The 16,227-nt window shown below is 60.1% G+C and carries 16 protein-coding genes; 9 read left to right on the top strand and 7 right to left on the bottom strand.

The genetic code is table 11. From position 1 onward, the window contains the following. Window positions 1–10: 10 nt before the first annotated feature. Window positions 11–211 (bottom strand): hypothetical protein, encoded by a 201-nt coding sequence (locus GS614_RS22070; RefSeq protein ID WP_253285290.1) that lies wholly within the window; start codon window positions 209–211, stop codon window positions 11–13. Window positions 212–861: 650 nt separating this feature from the next. Between GS614_RS22070 and GS614_RS05735 the strand changes: the two genes are divergently transcribed. Both GS614_RS05735 and GS614_RS05730 read left to right on the top strand, forming a co-directional pair. Next, the gene (locus GS614_RS05735) at window positions 862–1,065 is read left to right on the top strand and encodes a hypothetical protein (RefSeq protein WP_152458720.1); all 204 of its coding nucleotides are present in this window, start codon (window positions 862–864) and stop codon (window positions 1,063–1,065) included. A gap of 116 nt (window positions 1,066–1,181) precedes the next feature. Then, window positions 1,182–3,230: an acetyl/propionyl/methylcrotonyl-CoA carboxylase subunit alpha gene (locus tag GS614_RS05730; protein ID WP_171167148.1), complete on the top strand. Its 2,049-nt coding sequence runs from the start codon at window positions 1,182–1,184 to the stop codon at window positions 3,228–3,230. A gap of 76 nt (window positions 3,231–3,306) precedes the next feature. Here GS614_RS05730 and GS614_RS05725 read toward each other — a convergent pair whose 3' ends face one another. Then, window positions 3,307–3,753 carry a DUF4174 domain-containing protein gene (locus tag GS614_RS05725; RefSeq protein WP_152458718.1) on the bottom strand — a complete coding sequence of 149 codons (447 nt, stop codon included), beginning with the start codon at window positions 3,751–3,753 and terminating at the stop codon, window positions 3,307–3,309. A 168-nt stretch (window positions 3,754–3,921) separates the two neighbouring features. Between GS614_RS05725 and scpA the strand changes: the two genes are divergently transcribed. The 6 genes from scpA to GS614_RS05695 all read left to right on the top strand — a co-directional run bounded on the left by scpA (window position 3,922) and on the right by GS614_RS05695 (window position 9,384). Next, window positions 3,922–6,048 (top strand): methylmalonyl-CoA mutase, encoded by a 2,127-nt coding sequence (gene scpA, locus GS614_RS05720; RefSeq protein WP_171725696.1) that lies wholly within the window; start codon window positions 3,922–3,924, stop codon window positions 6,046–6,048. 104 nt (window positions 6,049–6,152) lie between these two features. Further along, a complete protein-coding gene (locus GS614_RS05715) occupies window positions 6,153–6,755 on the top strand; it encodes a VOC family protein (RefSeq protein ID WP_171725695.1) in 603 nt (200 codons plus the stop codon). Beyond that, the gene (locus GS614_RS05710; protein ID WP_171639075.1) at window positions 6,752–7,240 is read left to right on the top strand and encodes a GNAT family N-acetyltransferase; all 489 of its coding nucleotides are present in this window, start codon (window positions 6,752–6,754) and stop codon (window positions 7,238–7,240) included. Before GS614_RS05715 ends, GS614_RS05710 begins: the two co-directional genes overlap by 4 nt. Before the next feature lie 45 nt (window positions 7,241–7,285). Beyond that, window positions 7,286–7,966: a molecular chaperone DjiA gene (locus GS614_RS05705; protein ID WP_171114829.1), complete on the top strand. Its 681-nt coding sequence runs from the start codon at window positions 7,286–7,288 to the stop codon at window positions 7,964–7,966. A 4-nt stretch (window positions 7,967–7,970) separates the two neighbouring features. Further along, window positions 7,971–8,972, top strand: a complete 1,002-nt coding sequence (locus GS614_RS05700; protein WP_171725945.1) for an endonuclease/exonuclease/phosphatase family protein — start codon at window positions 7,971–7,973, stop codon at window positions 8,970–8,972. A 37-nt stretch (window positions 8,973–9,009) separates the two neighbouring features. Next, window positions 9,010–9,384, top strand: a complete 375-nt coding sequence (locus tag GS614_RS05695; protein ID WP_171616046.1) for a hypothetical protein — start codon at window positions 9,010–9,012, stop codon at window positions 9,382–9,384. Window positions 9,385–9,396: 12 nt separating this feature from the next. Here the strand turns inward: GS614_RS05695 and GS614_RS05690 are convergent, their stop codons facing one another. The 5 genes from GS614_RS05690 to GS614_RS05670 all read right to left on the bottom strand — a co-directional run bounded on the left by GS614_RS05690 (window position 9,397) and on the right by GS614_RS05670 (window position 15,182). Beyond that, window positions 9,397–10,941 (bottom strand): Ppx/GppA family phosphatase, encoded by a 1,545-nt coding sequence (locus GS614_RS05690; RefSeq protein WP_152458711.1) that lies wholly within the window; start codon window positions 10,939–10,941, stop codon window positions 9,397–9,399. Window positions 10,942–10,990: 49 nt separating this feature from the next. Then, window positions 10,991–11,680: a DnaA ATPase domain-containing protein gene (locus tag GS614_RS05685; protein ID WP_171725694.1), complete on the bottom strand. Its 690-nt coding sequence runs from the start codon at window positions 11,678–11,680 to the stop codon at window positions 10,991–10,993. Next, window positions 11,681–12,754, bottom strand: a complete 1,074-nt coding sequence (locus GS614_RS05680) for an AI-2E family transporter (protein ID WP_152458709.1) — start codon at window positions 12,752–12,754, stop codon at window positions 11,681–11,683. A gap of 89 nt (window positions 12,755–12,843) precedes the next feature. Continuing rightward, window positions 12,844–13,818: an isopenicillin N synthase family oxygenase gene (locus GS614_RS05675; protein ID WP_171205389.1), complete on the bottom strand. Its 975-nt coding sequence runs from the start codon at window positions 13,816–13,818 to the stop codon at window positions 12,844–12,846. Further along, window positions 13,818–15,182: an FAD-dependent oxidoreductase gene (locus GS614_RS05670; protein ID WP_371809380.1), complete on the bottom strand. Its 1,365-nt coding sequence runs from the start codon at window positions 15,180–15,182 to the stop codon at window positions 13,818–13,820. The genes GS614_RS05675 and GS614_RS05670 overlap by 1 nt, the downstream gene beginning before the upstream one ends. A gap of 190 nt (window positions 15,183–15,372) precedes the next feature. Here GS614_RS05670 and GS614_RS05665 point away from each other — a divergent pair, with 190 nt between their 5' ends. Then, window positions 15,373–16,191, top strand: coding sequence for a methyltransferase domain-containing protein (locus GS614_RS05665; RefSeq protein WP_171725693.1), 819 nt, complete (start codon window positions 15,373–15,375; stop codon window positions 16,189–16,191). Window positions 16,192–16,227: the final 36 nt, after the last annotated feature.

The following is a 16,227-nucleotide window of genomic DNA, read 5'->3' as shown; positions in this document are numbered from 1 at the left end:
CCTTTACATATCAGTAAACGTCCAGAACGGTGTTGCCGATGCGGAAGTCACCGTTGGCAGGGCTGGCACTGGCGGACTCCAGCGCCTCGACCCGGGCGCGCAAGGCGTCAAGTTCGGCTTGAGTTTTGGCATCCTGGGCAAAGGCAAGCGTGCTGGTCACACTGAGCGCAGAGGCAGCAAGCAGGAGTGCCTTTTTTCTAGTCTTCGTCATGTGGGTGTTCCTTTGAGTGCGAGTGTGCACACGGACCGTTTCACGAGGTTCAAACCTTGGGAAATCACGAGAATGGGAAGTGAAGATGTTGATTTTTCAAGCAAATGTGTGTTCTTCACTGCGCTGAAACACGACGTCTTGAGCCGCCTGGATAACGCATTGGCGCAAGGCGGTTCTGTATGTCCAACGCTGACCGAGAGTCGTGATGCTGCAACCGCGAAACGCGCGGAAAGCGGCTTGATCTGTCACGAAACTGTGACGGCAAAGCGGCCTCAAACGCCCGAGCAGTATCGAACCGGTATCGGCGCGAAGTTGCGCGGCATTTCCGGGTGTGGGCAGATTCCAGCCGAAATCTCGATTGGAAACAATACTGTGTTTGCTGCCAATATTGTGCTGTGCAAACTGGATGAGCCGTGCGGCTCTACTTTGCCTGCGCCGCACATGCACCTACTATTCCGTACCCCTTCCTTGCGCGGGCAGGCTTGTGTTCCCCACATAGTCCTGTCCGCGTTTTTCTTTTTGCCTGTAGCGGACAGAAAGAGGCAAAATCCCGCACAAAAATCGCCGGCGCACCCGTTGATATTGAATAACAGGGCGTGTTTCGCGCATCTGACCCGAAAAGGATCAAGAAACCAAAAAGGGCAGATACTATGCGATTCTCACGCTTCATCCTTGTTGCGACGACCTGTGCGGGTCTGGCCGCCTGCGGAGACACCACGGGCGAACAGGCAATCCTCGGCGGCGGTGCCGGGGCAGTGGGGGCGGCCGTCCTCAACGCGGACCCGTTGTTTGGCGCAGCCGTCGGTGCGGCGGGCAACGTGCTGTACTGCAAGACACAGAACACCTGTAACTAACGCATATTTTGCGGGGCGCATGTCGTCCCGCCCGTCATCGCGCATCACGCCGTCGTGGGGATTGTTCCCTGCGGCGGCGTTTTGCGTTTCCAGAACACCAAGCCAAAGGACGTTCCATGTTCAATAAGATCCTGATCGCCAACCGGGGCGAGATCGCCTGCCGGGTTATCAAGACCGCCCGCAAGATGGGTATCGGCACCGTCGCCATTTTCTCGGACGCGGACAAGAACGCGCTGCATGTGTCGATGGCGGACGAAGCCATCCATATCGGCCCGCCACCTGCAAACCAGTCTTATATCGTGATCGACAGGGTGATGGACGCCATTCGCCAGAGTGGCGCGCAGGCGGTCCATCCCGGTTATGGTTTCCTGTCCGAAAACGCCAAGTTTGCCGAGGCGCTGGAAGCCGAAGGCGTGGTTTTCGTCGGCCCCCCGAAAGGCGCGATCGAGGCGATGGGCGACAAGATCACCTCGAAGAAAATCGCGCAGGACGCGAATGTGTCGACGGTTCCCGGATATATGGGGCTGATCGAAGACGCCGATGAGGCGGTCAAAATCTCGAACGAGATCGGCTATCCTGTCATGATCAAGGCCAGCGCCGGCGGCGGCGGCAAGGGCATGCGGATCGCGTGGAATGACGACGAGGCGCGCGAAGGCTTCCAATCGTCAAAGAACGAAGCCGCAAGTTCGTTCGGGGATGATCGGATCTTCATCGAGAAATTCGTGACCCAACCGCGTCACATCGAAATTCAGGTTCTTTGCGACAGTCACGGAAACGGCATCTACCTGGGCGAGCGCGAATGCTCGATCCAGCGCCGGAACCAGAAAGTTGTGGAAGAGGCGCCGTCGCCGTTTCTGGACGAAGCAACACGCAAAGCCATGGGGGAACAGGCCGTGGCCCTGGCCAAGGCCGTGGGCTATTCCAGCGCGGGAACGGTAGAGTTCATCGTCGACGGTGAAAAGAACTTCTATTTCCTGGAAATGAACACGCGTTTGCAGGTGGAACACCCTGTTACCGAACTGATCACCGGTGTTGATCTGGTCGAACAGATGATCCGCGTGGCAGCGGGTGAAAAGCTGTCGATCACGCAGGACGACGTGACACTGACCGGATGGGCGATCGAAAACCGCCTGTACGCCGAGGATCCGTATCGCGGCTTCCTGCCCTCGATTGGCCGTCTGACCCGGTATCGCCCGCCTCAGGAGACGGCAGCCGGACCGATGCTGGCCAACGGCAAATGGCAGGGGGATGCGCCCGAAGGCGATGTTGCTGTTCGAAATGACACCGGCGTCTATGAGGGCGGTGAGATCAGCATGTATTACGACCCGATGATTGCCAAATTGTGTACCTGGGCTCCGACCCGTGATCAGGCGATCGAGGCGATGCGCGTGGCGCTGGACAGTTTCGAGGTTGAAGGCATTGGCCACAACCTGCCGTTCCTGTCCGCCGTGATGGATCATCCGAAATTCATCAGCGGCGATATGACCACGGCCTTCATCGCCGAGGAATACCCCGACGGGTTCGAGGGCGTCGAACTGGCCGAGGCAGACCTGCGCCGGATTGCGGCGTCCTGCGCGGCCATGCATCGCGTCGCAGAAATTCGCCGGACCCGCGTGTCGGGTCGGATGGACAATCACGAACGCAAGGTCGGCACCGATTGGGTTGTCTCCTTCGGGCGCGAAATCCAGTGGCCTGTCAAGGTCAACGCGGATCAGGATGGGGCCACGATCAGGTTTGACGACGGTCAGGAAATGCGGGTGACGGGTGATTGGACCCCGGGCGATCAGCTTGCCGTCATGACGGTTGATGACGCGCCGCTGGTCATGAAGGTGGGCAAGATCTCGGGCGGGTTCCGCATTCGTAACCGCGGCGCGGATCTCAAGGTGCAGATACGTACCCCGCGTCAGGCGGAACTGGCGCGGCTGATGCCTGAAAAACTGCCGCCCGACACCTCGAAAATGCTGCTGTGCCCGATGCCCGGCCTGGTTGTGAAGATCGACGTCGAAGTTGGGCAAGAGGTGCAGGAAGGTCAGGCGCTGTGCACCATCGAGGCGATGAAGATGGAAAACATCCTGCGCGCCGAGAAGAAGGGCATCGTTGCCAAGATCAATGCAGGCCCCGGCGACAGTCTCGCCGTGGACGAAGTGATCATCGAGTTCGAGTGATCATGACCGCGCTTTTGCCATACCCGTCAAAGCCTCCGGCATTCTGTGCCGGGGTCTTTCGGGGTGGCGAAAGCGGTCAGCCGCCTTCGCGCCGATCGCGGATTTCGCGTTCGCGCAGGGGGGTCTTGTCGATGGACCGACCAATCTCGCGCACGCTCCACGGAGAAGGTTTGCGCAGTTTGACCACGCCGTCCTTGTCGACGAATACCATCTGGAACCCGCGCGGGCGCAGCTGTGACCGGATCGGAGACCGCGCCGATGGGTCGGTATCGGTCAGAACCACCACGTCACGCTCACGCATTGCGGCTTCGCCTTCGAGCAGCATGTCGATCTGTTGCTGGAACCGCGGGTCCGCCGGCGTGTCGGCAAAGACTACGATGGGTCGGTTGACCCAAAGAAACTCGCTGAGTTCGCTGTCACCCACCGGGCGGACAAAACTGTCATCCGTCGTCGCCGTGCCATCCGCCGCCCAGACAGACATCGGGATTAGTGCCAAGAAAACAAAGGCAAGCGTGCGTGTCATGTGGCCTCCTGTCCCTTCGAATATAGCCTCTGTGACACCGATTGCGACCGACGATTTGTACCAAACACTCAAAATGTCGCGCTTGCGGCTGAATGAAACGGCCAAGCGCAAGACCTCAATGCGGAAGCTTTCGACTGCCGCCATCCGAATTGACAAGAGGAAACCGAAATGACCGACACCAAGGATTGGAAAGCGCTGGCCGAGAAAGAGCTGCGCGGACGTCCGCTGGACGACCTGACCAAAGAGACGCTGGAAGGCATTGCGGTCAAACCGCTCTATACGCAGGAAGACACCGCCGGTTTGCCGCATATGGGTTCGCTGCCGGGCTTTGGTCCGTTTACACGCGGTGTGAAGGCCACGATGTATGCGGGCCGTCCGTGGACGATCCGTCAATATGCGGGCTTTTCGACCGCCGAAGAATCCAACGCCTTCTATCGCCGCAACCTGGCGGCGGGCCAGCAGGGCGTTTCGGTCGCTTTCGATCTGGCCACCCACCGCGGCTATGACAGCGACCACCCGCGTGTCGTCGGTGACGTGGGCAAGGCCGGTGTGGCCATCGACAGTGTCGAGGACATGAAAATCCTGTTCGACGGCATTCCGTTGGATCAGGTCTCGGTCTCGATGACCATGAACGGCGCGGTGATCCCGATTCTGGCGAACTTCATCGTGGCAGGAGAGGAACAGGGGCACGACAAATCGGTTCTGTCCGGCACCATTCAGAACGACATTCTGAAGGAATTCATGGTGCGAAATACCTATATCTACCCGCCCGAGCCCTCGATGCGGATCATCTCGGACATCATCGAGTATACCTCGAACGAGATGCCCAAGTTCAACTCGATCTCGATCTCGGGCTATCACATGCAAGAGGCCGGCGCGAACCTGGTGCAGGAACTGGCCTATACCCTGGCCGACGGGCGCGAATATGTCCGTGCAGCGACACAGGCCGGGATGGACGTGGACAAGTTCGCAGGCCGGCTGTCGTTCTTCTTTGCCATCGGCATGAACTTTTTCATGGAGATCGCCAAACTGCGCGCCGCGCGCACGCTGTGGCACCGGGTCATGACCGAGTTCGGCGCGAAATCCGAACGGTCAAAAATGCTGCGCACCCACTGCCAGACGTCAGGTGTTTCGTTGCAGGAACAGGACCCTTACAACAACGTGATCCGCACCGCCTATGAGGCGATGAGCGCGGTTCTGGGCGGGACCCAATCGTTGCACACAAATGCGCTGGACGAAGCGATCGCGCTGCCCACCGACTTTTCGGCGCGTATCGCCCGGAACACGCAGCTGGTGTTGCAGGAAGAGACCGGCGTGACCGATGTGGTCGACCCGCTGGCGGGGTCTTATTACATCGAAAGCCTGACCAATGAGCTGATCGAAAAAGCCTGGGCCCTGATGGAAGAGGTCGAGGAAATGGGCGGCATGACCAAGGCCGTGGCCAGCGGCATGCCCAAGCTGCGCATCGAGGAAAGCGCCGCGCGCCGCCAGGCCATGATCGACCGCGGCGAAGAGGTGATCGTCGGGGTCAACAAATATCGCAAGGAACAGGAAGATCCGATCGATATTCTGGACGTCGACAATGTGGCCGTGCGCGAAGCTCAGGTCGCGCGATTGGAACGTATCCGTGCAACCCGTGACGAGGCTGCTTGCCAACAGGCGCTGGACGCTTTGACCAAGGCTGCCCAAGAGGGCGGAAACCTGCTGGCTGCTGCGGTCGAGGCCGCCCGCGCCCGCGCATCCGTAGGAGAGATCAGCATGGCAATGGAAAAGGAATTCGGCCGCCACCGCGCCGAAGTGAAAACCCTCGCCGGCGTTTATGGCGCGGCCTATGAGGGCGACGAAGGCTTTGCCGCGATCCAGAAATCCATCGAGGAATTCGCCGAGGCCGAAGGCCGTCGCCCCCGTCTGCTGGTGGTCAAGATGGGGCAGGACGGTCATGACCGTGGGGCCAAGGTGATTGCCACCGCGTTCGCCGATATCGGGTTTGACGTAGACGTTGGCCCCTTGTTCCAGACCCCGGCCGAGGCCGCGCAGGACGCGGTGGACAATGACGTGCATGTGGTCGGTATTTCCTCGCAGGCGGCAGGGCACAAGACATTGGCTCCGCAACTGGTGGAAGAGCTGAAAAAAGCCGGGGCCGAGGACATCATTGTGATCTGCGGCGGGGTGATCCCGCAGCAGGATTACCAGTTCCTTTTTGATCATGGGGTCAAGGCCATCTTTGGCCCGGGCACCAACATTCCCGAGGCCGCTCAGGACATCCTGCGCCTGATCAGCGAAGCGCGCGGCTGACGAAGGTCGGGTTTTCGTCGAATTATCTTGTGATCGCGCCTCTTTGGCGGAAACATACGGCCAGATCCGCAAGGGTCTGGCCGTAAACTTGCAGGAGGTGGCACATGTTACTGGATCATCTGGCCGTCGCGGGTGAAACGTTGGAAGACGCATCTGCCCATATCGAACAAGCGCTTGGCGTTGCGCTGCAACCCGGCGGCAAGCACGAGACGTTCGGGACATACAACAAGTTGCTGGGCCTCAGGGGCGGGCTCTATCTGGAGGCGATTGCGATCGACCCGCAGGCGCAAAGACCTGGCAGAACGCGGTGGTTCGATCTGGACCGTTTCGAGGGCAGCCCGCGTCTGACCAACTGGATTTGCCGGGTCGAGGATATCGAAGCTTCGCTTGCGGTGTTTCCCGATGGTGTCGGGCAACCGATCGACCTGACCCGGGGCGCGCTGCGGTGGCGCATGGCGGTTCCACCAACCGGGCGCTTGCCGTTCGACAATTTGTTTCCCGCACTCATCGAATGGCAGGGCGACCTTCACCCGGCCGACATGCTGCAAAACAGCGGCCGTCGGCTGCAGCGTTTGGTTGTGTACCACCCGGATGCGTTGACGCTGGCCAGACATCTTGGTGCATTGGATCTGGTGGTGTTCGACACCGGCCCGGCTGCGCTCAGGGCGGAGTTCGAGACACCTCATGGGGTCCGGGTGCTGGAATGATCATTCGCCCGGCCATGGCGGCGGATGCGCCCGCAATCGCCAGGATCACCAATGCGATCATCCGCGAGTCCTTGATCACCTTCACGACCGATGAGCGCAGCACGACGCAAATCACCGAGGATATTACGGCGCGGGGCACCGGCTTCCTGGTCGCCGAACATGATGGGCAAGTTGTTGGTTTTGCCACCTATGCCCCGTTTCGTGCGGGCCCCGGATACGCGCAGACGCGCGAACACTCGATCCAGCTGTCACCGGATGCGCGCGGAAAAGGCGTTGGGCGTGCTTTGATGCAAGCGCTTGAGGCGGCCGCACGAACCGACGGTGTGCATGTTTTGGTTGCAGGCATTTCCTCGGCCAATCCGGGCGCCGTGGCGTTTCACGCGGCGCTGGGCTTTTCACAGGTTGGTCGCATGCCCGAAGTAGGGTTCAAATGGGGTCAATGGCTGGATCTTGTGCTGATGCAGAAAATTCTTTCACCTGAATGATCTGTCGCACCTGACAGTCCCGAATTGTGACGCTAGTGTACGCCCATGTCGATCTGGACCCGCATATCCGATGCGCTCAGCGCGCTGGCCCAAGGCGAAAGCCTGGCCGCAGTTTTTGAAAAGCTGCGAACACCGCCGGAACGATCGGTAGCGTTCACGATTGCGGTGATTGCCCTGGGCGCCAAAATGGCCAAGGCAGACGGTCAGGTGACACGAGATGAAGTCACTGCCTTCCGCGATGTGTTCCAGATCGCGCGCGAAGACGAAGAAGATGCCGCGCGGGTCTTCAACATGGCGCGCACGGATGTGGCGGGGTATCAGGATTATGCCCGCAAGATCGCCCGGATGTTCGCCGAAGACAGCACCACGCTTTGCGACCTGATGGAGGGGCTGTTTCACATCGCCATGGCCGATGGGTTCTACCATCCCAATGAGAACGCGTTCTTGGAGGAAGTGAGCAAGATCTTCGGGCAGTCCGACGCTCAATTCAAAGCATTGCGGGCGCGATTTGTGCCGGATGCGCCAAAAGATCCTTACACGGTTCTGGGTGTGCCGCAGGACATGCCCTTGCCCGATATCCGCAAAGTCTGGCGAAGGCTGGTCCGCGAAACGCATCCGGACGCCATGATGGCGCGCGGTGTCCCGGAAGAGGCGATCAGACTGGCCGAGAAAAAGATGATCGACATCAACCGCGCCTGGGATGAGATCAACGGCGCGCGGGCCTGACAGGATGCGGCTGGCGACCTACAATATCGAATGGTTTGCTAATCTTTTTGATCAAAACGACAATCTGATCGTCGATGACACCTGGTCCGGTCGGCATGATGTCACCAAGGCGCAGCAGGTCGAGGCGATTGCAAAAGTGCTGATCGCGATTGACGCGGATGCGGTATTGATTGTCGAGGCTCCGAACACCGGCAAACGCCAGAACACGGTGCGGGCCCTGCAAACCTTTGCCGAGGCGTTCGATCTGCGCATCTCTGACGCGGTGATGGGATTTGCCAACGACACCCATCAAGAGCTGGCGCTGCTCTACGACAGGACCATTCTCACCGTGCGCCATGATCCCAAGGGTGACATCGACGAACCCTTGGCCCCCCGGTTCGATGGTGCGTTCAGAATCGATCTGGATATTGATGCGACCGAGGATGTCGTGCGGTTTTCCAAACCACCGATGGAATTGGCGGTGACGACGCAGTCGGGACACGACGTCCGGCTGATCGGAGCTCATTTGAAATCCAAGGCTCCGCATGGGGCCGGGTCGCGGGATGAGGCGATCCGGATCTCGATTGCCAACCGCCGCAAGCAACTGGCGCAGGCGGTCTGGCTGGCCAGGCGGGTCGAGATGCACGTTGCCAGCCAGGAACCCGTCATTCTGCTGGGAGACCTGAACGACGGCCCCGGGCTGGATGAGTTCGAGCATCTGTTCGGCCGCTCTTCGGTCGAGATTTTGCTGGAGGCAGGTTTGTTCGACCCGCACGCGGTGACGGCTCATGGTTTTCGCCCCGGATCGATACCCTCCACGGCGCGCTTTGCCCGCCCGGAAGAAGGCAGGTTTCTCGAGGCTCTTCTGGATTACATAATGATAACCCAGGATCTGCGTGCATACCGCTCGGCCTGGCGCATTTGGCATCCGTTTCGCGACGCGGCCTGTTGGTCCGCACCGGACCTGCGACAGGCGCTGCTGACGGCGTCGGATCATTTCCCGGTCACACTGGACATCGACCTGTGACCTTTCACGCCTGCGGCTGGGGCGCTATATTCTAGGTATGAAACACGTTTTGCTGATCAGCATGATCACTGCCGGCATCGCCGCGCCCGCCCTTTCGCAGGAAGACAACAGCAAATCCCTGATGGAGCAGGGGGCCGAGCTGTTTTTCGAAGGTCTGCGCAAGGAAATGGAACCGGCACTGGATGATCTGCTGGGCCTTGCGGATGAGTTTGGCCCGGCAATGCAGTCGTTCTTGCGGGAAATGGGCCCCGCACTGGCCGAGCTGGGGGCCGAGATCAAGGATTGGAGCGCTTATGAAGCGCCCGAGATCTTGCCCAATGGCGATATCATCATCCGCAGGAAACAGGCCGAGGATCCGGCAGAGCCTGAAAATGAAGGTGAAGAATTGCCCGAAGGGGCAACTGATATCTGATCGGATCGAGGGTCAGCCCTTGATGATCACGCGCGTATCGGATTTCAGGGCGTTCGCCAGTGAATTAAGGCGCGCTTCGGCAACTTCGCTGAACAGGGGGGCTGCTGCTTCGGGCAGGTACAGCTCCAACTCCCGCTTTTTGGGATAGAATTTCAGACGCCCCATATTGGCGTCATTGTGCATCCACAGCATCGCGCCAAAGCGCATGGCCTTGCCCAGAATCTCGGCGTCTTTCTGGCCTTTTTCGTCCAGCAGATCATACAGGGGCGCAAAGCGGTTTCCCTCGCGTTTGTTGCGATACCGGTGCTGCAAGGCAAGCCCGATAAAGACACGTTCTGAATGCTTCAAGCCACCCAGATTGGCGCGGGTGACGTTGTCGAAACAGACTTCGGCCCGGTAATCGGGATGAGCACGCCAGCTGACATCGTGCAGTAGGCATGCAGCCTTGATCAGTCGAACGCTGCTGGGGGGCGCTGATTTGAACAGCGGCATCACGAAATCATAGAGGTTTCTGCCAAATCCGGGCAGGCGGGCATCCTTGGATTCGGAAAAAAGGCTGGCTTCGATCAACGGGTCCCGGTCGCGCAACTCCTGCGACATCTGTTCATACAGCAATCCCTCACGGATCCCATAGCTGGATATGGCGATGTCCTTCGGTTTGAACGTTCGGATCAGCCGGGCCAGAACATCCATCGCGTAGGGGATGAGCGACATCCGCGAGCTGGATACACCGGCCTGGCTGCGCAGCTTTTCATGATCGTTCTTTTCAATGAACTTGATCGTTTCACGAACCTGTTTTGTCGTCATCCGGTATTCATGCAGCACGTTCAGCGGATAGCCCCGCCGCAGCATGTCCAGCCGGGCAAAGGCCCGCCAGCTGCCGCCAACCAGAAACAGACGATCCCGCTGCGGACCCATTTGATCGCGCAGCTGTTCCATCGTGCTTTTGATATGGGCCTTGCGTGCGCGCCGTCCGCCCTTGATATCGCGCAGTTTCAGCGGCCCGAGGGCCGAAGTCAGGCGGCGGCCGACCTGACCGTCTCCGATCTCGGCCAGTTCCATCGACGACCCGCCGATGTCGCAGATCAGGCCATAGGCTCCGGGCCATCCCAGCAGCACTCCCTGAGCTGATAAACGGGCTTCTTCTTCCCCGTCGATGACTTCCACGTGCAGCCCGGTCTCTGCCTTGACCTGATCGCAGAAATCCGGCCCGTCCTTGGCCTCGCGCACAGCTGCCGTGGCCACGACATGCAGGCCCGGCAATTCCAGATCAACCGCCAGATTCTGAAACCGCCGCAGCGCCGCCAGTGCCCGTTCGCGCCCACGCGGGTTCAGTCGCCCGGTCTCGGACAGGCCCGCGCCCAATTCGCACATGACCTTTTCATTGTAGAAATAGGCCGGCGATCGGGCCGCACCGTCAAAGATGACCATCCGGACCGAGTTGGATCCGACATCGACAACTCCGACACGCGACAATGCCCGGGTTCCAGGCTCGTCGAACAGTGGCTTTCCGAAAGGTCCCCAGTCAGGGATGTCGGTTGCAGCGGTCTGATCCATGTGTCTTCCAGATAATGCTGTGTGAGGATGCGAAATTGGCGGGTGCGGGTCAATCACCCGTCTCGATCTCGTCCGGGCTCATGTTCAGAACCCGCACGGCCAGGGAACGGGTGATGTCGCGCTTTTCCATAAGGGCCAATTGATCCAGTTGCTCCACTACGTCGGCCGCAGTTTCAAATCGACGATCCATGTGTTTGACCAGATAGGCGATTACCTCGGGGCCGGGGTTCAGCTGCCGATCTACGAACAGTTTGGCCAGAACCGCACCCAGCAACGCATCGTCGGGCGGATCCAGCGCCACGTGATGAGCGCCTTCGACCCGGCTTTGCAGGTCGGCCAGTGGCAATTCCCAGAATTTCGGGGCCAGCCGACCAGTCATCAGCAGGGCGTTCCCCTCGGCCAGAACCAGATTATGCAGGTGAAACAGCGTTTTCTGCTGGTCGGGATCGTCGGCGATCATGGGCACGTCTTCTACGGCAATCGGCCTGAGTGCCAGATCCGGCACGTCGTCATACCGCAAATCCGCAGCCTGAATGATGCGCCCGCCGGTTTCCGCGGCCCAGACATGCGCCAGATGGGTTTTGCCCGCACCGGCCGGGCCGGTCAGAACAAGCTTGTTTCCCGGCCAGGATGTGGCCGAGATCATCGCCACGGCCAAGGCATTGGCAGGCGACACAAAAAAGTCCTCTCGCCCGAGCGCAGTTTTGGCGGGCAGATCAAAGCTGAGTTGTCGGGCCATTTACTCGGTTTCCTGATCCTGACGTTCAAGACCGGTATAAAGTCGGCTGTCCAGGTACAGCGATGTGGCAAATCGGGCCAGCACGCCCAATGCTGCGGCCACGGGCACGGCGATCAGCATGCCGACAAAGCCGAACAAGGCCCCAAAGACCGACAGTGCCAGCAGCAGCCAGACCGGGTGCAGCCCGACAGAGCTGCCTACTAGTTTGGGTGTCAGGAAATTCCCCTCGGTGACCTGCCCGATGGCAAAGATCCCCGCGATCAGTCCGACATGTGCCCAATCTCCCCAAAACTGAAACAGCGCCAGCCCGATGGCCAATGAGCCTCCGATCAGGGCGCCCAGATAGGGGATGAACGTGACCAGCCCCGCGATGAATCCCACGATCAGGCCGAATTGCAGACCGGCAAGCATCAGCGCGACGGCATAGTAGGTACCTAGGATCAGGCAGACCGTTCCCATCCCGCGCACGAAAGAGGCCAGCACGGCGTCAATCTCACCGGCCAGCCGCCTGATGGTGGGGGCGTGGTCACGCGGCAGGAGCTCTCCGATGCGAGCGACCATGCGATCCCAGTCCAGCAGCAGGTAAACAGCCACGACGGGCACGATTACCAGAAGGACAACAATGTTTATCGCGGACCCGAGTGAGGCAAGAACCGTTTGCAGAACATCCCCGGTCTTGGATTTCAGCATGTCGCCGAAGGACACCAGCATCTGATGAGTGTTTGATTCCCGGTCCAGCAGCGACGGGAATTGTTTTTCAATGAACCCGCGCAATTGCTTGAAAAGGTCAGGCAGAACGTCGATCAGATCCAGCAATTGAGTAATCAGGGCGGGCACGACCATCAGGATCGCCAATATAAACCCCAAAATCCCGATGACGGTGATGATGGCTGTGGCTGCGATGCGCGACAGGCCCAACCGCTCCAGCCGATCCGCAACGGGATCAAGGAAATACGCAATTGCTCCGCCTATGACGAAGGGCAGCAGGACATCCCCCAAAGCCCAGAGGATCAAAACAAAAACCGCAGCGGCGACGCCCCAGTATCTCAGCTGATCCTTTACCGGCAAAGCCATCGTGATCCCCTTGTTCAGGCCTTTGCAGGCGTTCTTGGCGCATCAAAGCCCATGATGCAAGCGCTTCATGGGCACGGGCTTTGCCCGTTTCAATCGTGCAACGTCCCCAGTTCAGGGGTGTCTTCTTCTGCGGCTTCATCGGGCCAGTTGGTGCGCCAGATTTCTGCCGACCAGTGCCCACAATGAACCGCCGGGCGGTCGAAACCGGGCAGGGCGGGCAACAACGGTTCAACAATGACGTCATGGCGGGGTACGGCGAAATAAGGGAAAGAATACCGTTCCTTGCCCGACCGGTTGACCACCCGATGTGGCGTGGATTTCAATCGCCCGCCTGACCAAAGTTCCAGCATGTCGCCGATATTCACCACGAAACCACCGAGTGGGCAGTCCGGTGAAATCCACTTGCCGCTGCGGGTCTGCACCTCGAGCCCGCCCACCGGATCGGGCGCGATGATGGTCAGTGCGTCCGTATCCTTGTGCGGATGGATGCCATAGCCCGCTTCTTCCGCGGCCTGCGGGGGATAGTGCAGCAATGTCATATTGGTCATCGGGTTGCGGAACGCGTCGCGCAAAATGCCAGAGGTCAAGTTCAGGCCGGATTCCAATGCGCCCAACAACACATCAGTGACCTGATCCAATTGACGCCAATAATCCAGGATGACCTCTTTGGCGCGGGGAACTTCGGCGGGCCACAGATTTGGGCCGTACAGGGCACATTCACTGCGCACGGGGTCGGTGGCGGCAACCTCGTGGTGCAGCTTGTAACCCTCGTATTTGTCGGCTTTGCCGGATCCGTCATTCGGTGTGAAAAAACCCATCGGGATATAACCGCGATAATTCTCGCGCGTGATGGCCTGATCCCATTTGCGGGCTTCATTGATGGCAAAGATCTCTCGTGTGGTCTGACGGACCTGATCCACCGTCTGCTGGGACACACCTGTCCCGGTGATGGACAGAAACCCGATTCCTGTGCAGGCCTCAATTATGCCTTGTACCGTTGCGGCAAAGGCTGCGCTGCCGGGATCGGACAGCGGCGAGATGTCTATTGTCGGAATCCTGTCCATCAGTGAATCCTGACCCCCTGACGCTCTAGTTCCGTGTGAACAGGTGCCAGGTTCAATTGGTCCAGGCCCTGATTGCTTTTCAGTGCCATGGCCGCCGCAATGCCCGCACCCTGGCCCATGACGGCGCAGCAGGCCATGTTGCGCGTGGCGGCATGGGCCACCCGGTCCGCACCATGCGACCGCCCAGCGACCAGCAGGCCCTTGACGCCCCTGGGCAGCATCGAGCGGTAGGGGACCTGCATGTACCGCCCCGTGGTCGGCAGGATCAGAATGCCATAGCCGTCGATGAATTCGGGATAGATGCCGATCGTGTCCTCGAACCGGCCCTGATGGCGGGCGTCGTTTTCGGTCATGTTGTAGACCGCATCGATCTTGCGGGTGTCGCGGATACCGATGGTCATCCCGAAATTCCGAAGCCGCGCGTTCTCGCATCCCGGCATGAACCGGCGCAGCGCCTCGATGGCCAGCATGGTCTGACGGCGGCCTTCGATCTCGCCACGTGTCAGGCTGTCGGGGTCGGTCCCATCAATCTCGGCCAGATGGATGAGGTTCATGTAGGTCAGCTCGCCCGTGTCATGCATTGCGCCCCAGGTGCCGGCAATGGTATTCAGATGCGGCGGGATCAGCCCCTGATCGATGGCCTGCTGGAAGGGCTTGTGCACGAAGGGCGAAAACATGTCGTCCTCTTTGCCGCTGGTTTCGATGTTCCACTCACCGCCGCCGCCCCAGTCCTTGTAGGTCTGCGGATCGGCTTTGACGCCTTCCATAAAGGCGCGCTTGTCCACTCCGGCCAGATGGAACATAACAGAGGCCGCCATCATGTCCTCCCGTGGTGTTTTTTGCGTCGGGGCCCCCGCGCGATGGGCCACATCGGCGTCGCCGGTGGCGTCGATTACGAACTTGGCCAGTATCGCCTCGCGCCCGGCCTTGGACTCGGTGATGATGCCAGTGATCCGGTCCCCTTCCATGATGGGGGCGACGAATTGCCGGTGCAGCATCGGATGAACACCCGCCTCTTCGACCAGCTTGTCCGCCACCAGCTTGAACCCTTCGCTGTCCAGTTCATAGCTGAGCGACTGGCTTTCGGGCACCGCCGCGCCCATCTCTTTGGCGCGGGTTTCGAACTCCGTCCCGATGCCGCCGGCCTCGACGGTTTGCTCGTGCCGGTACCAGGCGAATCCTTCGACGCCGACGGCAGTGATGTTGCCGCCCATACAGCCGAACCGGTCAACTAGCGACACGTCTGCGCCTGCGCGGGCCGCTGCCAGCGCTGCTGCCAACCCGGCCGGGCCAGAGCCCACGACCAGAATATCGGTCTGGTGGATGACAGGTATCTGCCGGGCGGGTTCCTGAATTGTCTGCAACAGCGCCTCCTGGTGTTTGTGTTCCCGCCACAATTGAAACTCCCAATTGGCGGGTCAATCAAAAACCCGACTGACCTTGGGTCGCAAACGCGCCATTGCCGGGCGTCGCGTTCACAGTCCGCCAGCGCAGAGAGCCGACGTGCCGGGCCGAAACGTGCTATACTGACGCCCTGCCTTGGGGGACGGAGCAATGCCCGACATCTATCAGAGCCTGGATCAACAGGGGGAAGACACGGTTCGCGTCGTTGCGGACCGTCTGGAGTTTCGCGGCGAAATGCCGGATTTCGTGAAAATGCGCGAACGCTATTTCGACCGGCTCGACTGGGCCTCGTGCCACCGCATCGTCGATCTGGGCTGTGGCACGGGCGTCGTGACGCGGGCGCTGGCCGACCGGGTCGGCCCGGAGTGCGAGATTGTCGGGTCGGATCTGGCGGCAGAGCTGATCAAGGTCGCAATGGAAAAGACGGACGATGCGGGGTTGGCGGGCCGCATCCGCTACGAGGTTGCGGATTCCCGGAACACCGGCGCCGGCGAAGGCCGTTTTGATATCGTCATCGCACATACGGTGATCAGCCATGTGGCGGACCCGACGGCGATGCTAGAGGAAGCCGCGCGGCTGACGCGGCCCGGCGGCACGATCGCCATTTTCGATGGCGACTATGCGTCGTTGACGATCGGTGCTGGCGACCCTGACGCCAACGCGATGGCGGTGGACGCAATCTTGCAGACGGTTGTCGGCAATCCGTTCGTTCTGCGGCATCTTCCGTTCCTGGCCCGGCAGGCGGGGCTGGAAGTTGCCGGTTTCATCCCGGAATTGCTGGCCGAGGCTGGCCAGACCTCGTTTTTCGGAAATATGATCGACGCCTATGTCGGCCCCTGCATTCAGGCAGGTGCAATCGACGTCGAGACCGCCTTGAAATGGGCCGAAGGTCAGAAAGCAGCCGCGCGGGAAGGCACGTTCTTTGGTTCGTGCAACTATTACACCTATTTGCTGCGCAAGCCTGAATGATGCGCCGCCTTGCCTAGCCTTTGTGGATCGCGTAGA

It is taken from the genome of Ruegeria sp. HKCCD6604 (assembly GCF_013110635.1).
In the GTDB taxonomy this organism is placed as follows: domain Bacteria; phylum Pseudomonadota; class Alphaproteobacteria; order Rhodobacterales; family Rhodobacteraceae; genus Ruegeria.
Note: the sequence above shows the minus strand (reverse complement) of the source record. Positions and strands in the feature narration are given on the sequence as shown.

Bases quoted from the DNA above. Each gene is read 5' to 3' on its own strand.
- GS614_RS22070 (WP_253285290.1), bottom strand. From the start codon at position 211: ATGACGAAGACTAGAAAAAAGGCACTCCTGCTTGCTGCCTCTGCGCTC.
- GS614_RS05690 (WP_152458711.1), bottom strand. From the start codon at position 10,941: ATGGATCAGACCGCTGCAACCGACATCCCTGACTGGGGACCTTTCGGA.
- GS614_RS05700 (WP_171725945.1), top strand. From the start codon at position 7,971: ATGCGGCTGGCGACCTACAATATCGAATGGTTTGCTAATCTTTTTGAT.
- GS614_RS05715 (WP_171725695.1), top strand. From the start codon at position 6,153: ATGTTACTGGATCATCTGGCCGTCGCGGGTGAAACGTTGGAAGACGCA.
- GS614_RS05710 (WP_171639075.1), top strand. From the start codon at position 6,752: ATGATCATTCGCCCGGCCATGGCGGCGGATGCGCCCGCAATCGCCAGG.
- GS614_RS05665 (WP_171725693.1), top strand. From the start codon at position 15,373: ATGCCCGACATCTATCAGAGCCTGGATCAACAGGGGGAAGACACGGTT.
- scpA (WP_171725696.1), top strand. From the start codon at position 3,922: ATGACCGACACCAAGGATTGGAAAGCGCTGGCCGAGAAAGAGCTGCGC.
- GS614_RS05675 (WP_171205389.1), bottom strand. From the start codon at position 13,818: ATGGACAGGATTCCGACAATAGACATCTCGCCGCTGTCCGATCCCGGC.
- GS614_RS05730 (WP_171167148.1), top strand. From the start codon at position 1,182: ATGTTCAATAAGATCCTGATCGCCAACCGGGGCGAGATCGCCTGCCGG.
- GS614_RS05725 (WP_152458718.1), bottom strand. From the start codon at position 3,753: ATGACACGCACGCTTGCCTTTGTTTTCTTGGCACTAATCCCGATGTCT.
- GS614_RS05685 (WP_171725694.1), bottom strand. From the start codon at position 11,680: ATGGCCCGACAACTCAGCTTTGATCTGCCCGCCAAAACTGCGCTCGGG.
- GS614_RS05695 (WP_171616046.1), top strand. From the start codon at position 9,010: ATGAAACACGTTTTGCTGATCAGCATGATCACTGCCGGCATCGCCGCG.
- GS614_RS05735 (WP_152458720.1), top strand. From the start codon at position 862: ATGCGATTCTCACGCTTCATCCTTGTTGCGACGACCTGTGCGGGTCTG.
- GS614_RS05705 (WP_171114829.1), top strand. From the start codon at position 7,286: ATGTCGATCTGGACCCGCATATCCGATGCGCTCAGCGCGCTGGCCCAA.
- GS614_RS05680 (WP_152458709.1), bottom strand. From the start codon at position 12,754: ATGGCTTTGCCGGTAAAGGATCAGCTGAGATACTGGGGCGTCGCCGCT.